The 3,379-nt window shown below is 32.0% G+C and carries 8 protein-coding genes; all 8 read left to right on the top strand.

Going from position 1 to position 3,379, the window contains the following annotated elements:
• Positions 1-161: 161 nt before the first annotated feature.
• The 8 genes from C6H17_RS11400 (at position 162) to C6H17_RS11365 (ending at position 3,296) form a co-directional block, all read left to right on the top strand.
• On the top strand, positions 162-416 hold the full coding sequence (locus C6H17_RS11400; protein WP_005220149.1) for a hypothetical protein: 255 nt from the start codon (positions 162-164) through the stop codon (positions 414-416).
• A gap of 9 nt (positions 417-425) precedes the next feature.
• Positions 426-791: a hypothetical protein gene (locus tag C6H17_RS11395; RefSeq protein ID WP_104731456.1), complete on the top strand. Its 366-nt coding sequence runs from the start codon at positions 426-428 to the stop codon at positions 789-791.
• Positions 764-1,066 (top strand): hypothetical protein, encoded by a 303-nt coding sequence (locus C6H17_RS11390; RefSeq protein ID WP_020995565.1) that lies wholly within the window; start codon positions 764-766, stop codon positions 1,064-1,066. The genes C6H17_RS11395 and C6H17_RS11390 overlap by 28 nt, the downstream gene beginning before the upstream one ends.
• Before the next feature lie 151 nt (positions 1,067-1,217).
• Positions 1,218-1,757, top strand: coding sequence for a hypothetical protein (locus C6H17_RS11385; protein WP_005219462.1), 540 nt, complete (start codon positions 1,218-1,220; stop codon positions 1,755-1,757).
• A gap of 10 nt (positions 1,758-1,767) precedes the next feature.
• Positions 1,768-2,160, top strand: a complete 393-nt coding sequence (locus C6H17_RS11380) for a hypothetical protein (protein ID WP_005219460.1) — start codon at positions 1,768-1,770, stop codon at positions 2,158-2,160.
• A gap of 98 nt (positions 2,161-2,258) precedes the next feature.
• On the top strand, positions 2,259-2,465 hold the full coding sequence (locus tag C6H17_RS11375) for a hypothetical protein (protein ID WP_005219458.1): 207 nt from the start codon (positions 2,259-2,261) through the stop codon (positions 2,463-2,465).
• Between the two features lie 5 nt (positions 2,466-2,470).
• A complete protein-coding gene (locus C6H17_RS11370; protein ID WP_005219456.1) occupies positions 2,471-2,815 on the top strand; it encodes a hypothetical protein in 345 nt (114 codons plus the stop codon).
• Positions 2,816-2,837: 22 nt separating this feature from the next.
• Positions 2,838-3,296 (top strand): hypothetical protein, encoded by a 459-nt coding sequence (locus tag C6H17_RS11365; protein ID WP_005219454.1) that lies wholly within the window; start codon positions 2,838-2,840, stop codon positions 3,294-3,296.
• Positions 3,297-3,379: the final 83 nt, after the last annotated feature.

The following is a 3,379-nucleotide window of genomic DNA, read 5'->3' as shown; positions in this document are numbered from 1 at the left end:
GCTTGTCCTATTGCAATTAACTGATTCATAAGAACATTTTATCAAACTTTTATAATAATGTCAAGTTAAAAACTATAAATAATTAATATATATTTATAGTTTTTTGTAGATTATTTAAATCTGTTTTTTGCCCCTTTGGATATGGCGACATTTACAAGGCATTGGAGATATTAAGCGGAATCTACCACGAGAGCGAGACCGCCGACAAATTAGCGGATTTATTCCATAAAAGCCTAGAAAGTGAAATTTTTACAGATTATGAAAAAGTAGATATTTGCTACCTAGCTATTAATCACACTTTAGAAAAGGCACAAGGCATACTAAATAGACTCGGCTATAATATAGACCTAAACGAGCTTTTAAACCCTTATTATGACAACATGGCAAGTTTTATTAAGCTAAGAAAGAAAGCATAAGGGGGCAATATGAAAATATCAAAATTTTATGCGACAAGGCAGACAAACAGGGCAACAGGGGCAACATATTATAACGCTATTTCATCACACAAAAGGAACATAACGGGCTTAAAATCCGCCTTATGTGTGTTTTTATGTCAAAGCAGTTTTAAAGGCGAGTTAGTAGAGTTTGGGACAATAGAAGCAAATAAAATTAGCTTTATATCAAACCACAAAAGCTTTAAAAAGCATAATGACATACAAGCCTTGCTAAAACATGTAAAAGAACAAGAGCCTATGACATGCTATTTTGAAAAGTGCATAAATGCTAAACATTGCATATTGTTAGACAACAAGAAAGGGGAAACATGCTACAACAACACATCAAAACACTAGAGAGAGCAAAGGGCGGAGTCTTGCGAGTTATTGACAGCTTACAAGAGCCTATAACAGAATTTTACGAAGTTACACTACTTCAACAAGAACAGGGGGTATTATATACGCTTGTTAGTGTAGGAAGCGTGGAAACAGCAACCAAGAATCTAACTGAAGCCGAGCAAACCGCTTTAATCTTAATGCGTGAAACAGGGTTAAAACATGCGATTATTAAGAACGCCAACGAGAAGCACCGAGTCGGACTCGACCATAAACAAGGGCTTGTTAAGTGGTAAGCCCACGCATAAAAATCGGCGTAAATGAATTGTTTGTTATAGTTGCCTTGCTACGCAAGGCAGAGATTAAAAAGTTTTTTTAATTATTATTAAAGTGTTAAATTAATAGTAATTAAAAATAAATAAGTGTTTAAAAAGGAAAGGATAAAAAATGTTACTAAGTGAAGTTTTAAAAGATGATGATTTAAGATTAAATGCAGAAGCGTTGGAAACAATAGCGGATAATTATCCCATTCTATTGAGTTTGCAAAGGTTAGATTGTGAAGTAGAAATACAAAACAGAAAAGAGTATTCACATTTTGGCACAGAGCAAGAAAGGGCAGAGATGATAAAAGAGCTAGAAAAGAAAAAAGAGAGTCAAGAACTAGATTTTAATTTTCTAAAAGAAGAGCTAGAAACTTTGCAATATCCCATAAGTAGCACGGGGCATGTATTATGCTGGTATGCAACAGCGGAAAAATTCTATGATGAAAACGAAAAAGAGATAAGCGAATATTTTGATAATCTTTGCAGTGAATGCGATACAAGCGGAACAGATTTTATACAAATGAGCGTTACAGAGATTCTAAACTCACCAGACATAGCAAAAAATAGAATCATTGAAGGATATTTACAAAGCCTAGCAAGTGAATTAATGGATTATGAAATAAGCGAAAATGATTTAGAATCACAAGACAGCAAAACAGAATAAAGGGGGGAGAGTGAAAAAGATAAGATTTATAGAAAATCCATTAAGCGAACAAGAACGAGCAGAAGCGGAAGCAAGGTATAAAGAGTTTAAAAAATTAGAAAGACTTTTAGACTTATATAACCATATGATGAAAAATTCAAAAAAACATATTGCACACATTGAAAGCGGAGAAAGATATAAAAAAATGCGTAAGGAAACATCACTTAACGAAAAGGAAATACAAGAATCTATAGAAAATCAATATAAGACAATAAAAAATGATTTGGCAAGACTTGAAAAAACAAGGCAAAAAATTATAGAGAGATACGAAGTAATAGAAAAGGAAAATAATGAAGCATTTAATAAATTGCACGAAAAAAACTTAGAAACAATGCGAGAATTACATAAGAAAGGCTTACTATGAAAGGAGTAAAAGACATGATTAACTATCTAGCAAAGACATACAAAGAAGCGGAGCTAGACAGCAAAACAGAAGCATAAGGGGGACAAAATGATTATTCAATGCAGATTTTAAAAAAGCTATTTTGTGAAAAGGATATTATTTTCTGCTTATCAGTGCTTTACCCAACATATCAAAAAGAATCAGCACAAAAGCTTAACGAGCTAATAGAAAACGAGTTAGCAAGGACAAGGGCAGAATCTCAAAATATAGATATATTAGAGATAACACAAGAACATTTAAAAAGCGTATTGCTAAACAAGGAGTAAAAGACATGAAAACAAAAATACAAATTATTGATTGTTTTGTAGCAGAACAATTACAAGGCGAATATTACAGCGGATTTACACGCAGTAGAGTTTTTGTAAGCATAAGTTTAAAAGACATGATTAACTATCTAGCAAAGACATACAAAGAAGCGGAGCTAGACAGCAGAGACAGCAAAAAAAGAATATACGAACATTTTACAAGCGGCAATAATCGTATATTTTTAGACAGCAAAGACAGCGACATAACAGAACTAACAATCCATAAAGAAAAAATGTTAGTTAATGATAAAAACGAATTTTCATCACTTGAATTTTACAAAGCCGATGAAATCGTAGAAATAGAGTATTGAAACCAAAAGAAAGGAAAAAGACATGCAACAATATGAAGTAATCGAATCTAGCATAATAGATTCTATGCAATCACTAGATAACATTTTTTCAAATGAATTTTGCGAAGTAAGCATATTACAGCAAGAAAAGGTAATTAAAAGAATAAGCCAAGAGCTAGAAAGGTTAAAAGATACTTTAGAGCAAAACAAGCTTGATTTTTTAGAAAGACAAGCCGAGCCAACAATCTTTGAATATGGCAAAACCGAATTTTATTCTATAAAAATATGGAATGAAATCAATAATACAACGCTAGAAAGTATTTTCATGTTACAGCTTAATATCAAAGAAACAAAAGAAGCTTTGAAAAAAGCGGAATATATACTAAATAGCACAGGCTTTAATCATGCAATGATTTTTAATTGCAATGAAAGCTTACAAATAGAGAGAAAGGGCGAGAATGTAGAAATTATTAGACATTTTGAAAAGGCGAAAAACGCATAAAAATCGGCGGAAAAGAATTATTTGTTATAGTTGCCTTGCTACGCAAGGCAGAGATTAAAAAGTTTTTTTTAATTATTATTAAA

The organism is Helicobacter rappini (genome assembly GCF_900198625.1).
GTDB classification, from domain to species: domain Bacteria; phylum Campylobacterota; class Campylobacteria; order Campylobacterales; family Helicobacteraceae; genus Helicobacter_A; species Helicobacter_A rappini.
Note: the sequence above shows the minus strand (reverse complement) of the source record. Positions and strands in the feature narration are given on the sequence as shown.

Coding starts and splice junctions, on each gene's coding strand:
- C6H17_RS11395 (WP_104731456.1), top strand. CDS start 426: ATGAAAATATCAAAATTTTATGCGACAAGGCAGACAAACAGGGCAACA.
- C6H17_RS11390 (WP_020995565.1), top strand. CDS start 764: ATGCTACAACAACACATCAAAACACTAGAGAGAGCAAAGGGCGGAGTC.
- C6H17_RS11385 (WP_005219462.1), top strand. CDS start 1,218: ATGTTACTAAGTGAAGTTTTAAAAGATGATGATTTAAGATTAAATGCA.
- C6H17_RS11375 (WP_005219458.1), top strand. CDS start 2,259: ATGCAGATTTTAAAAAAGCTATTTTGTGAAAAGGATATTATTTTCTGC.
- C6H17_RS11370 (WP_005219456.1), top strand. CDS start 2,471: ATGAAAACAAAAATACAAATTATTGATTGTTTTGTAGCAGAACAATTA.
- C6H17_RS11365 (WP_005219454.1), top strand. CDS start 2,838: ATGCAACAATATGAAGTAATCGAATCTAGCATAATAGATTCTATGCAA.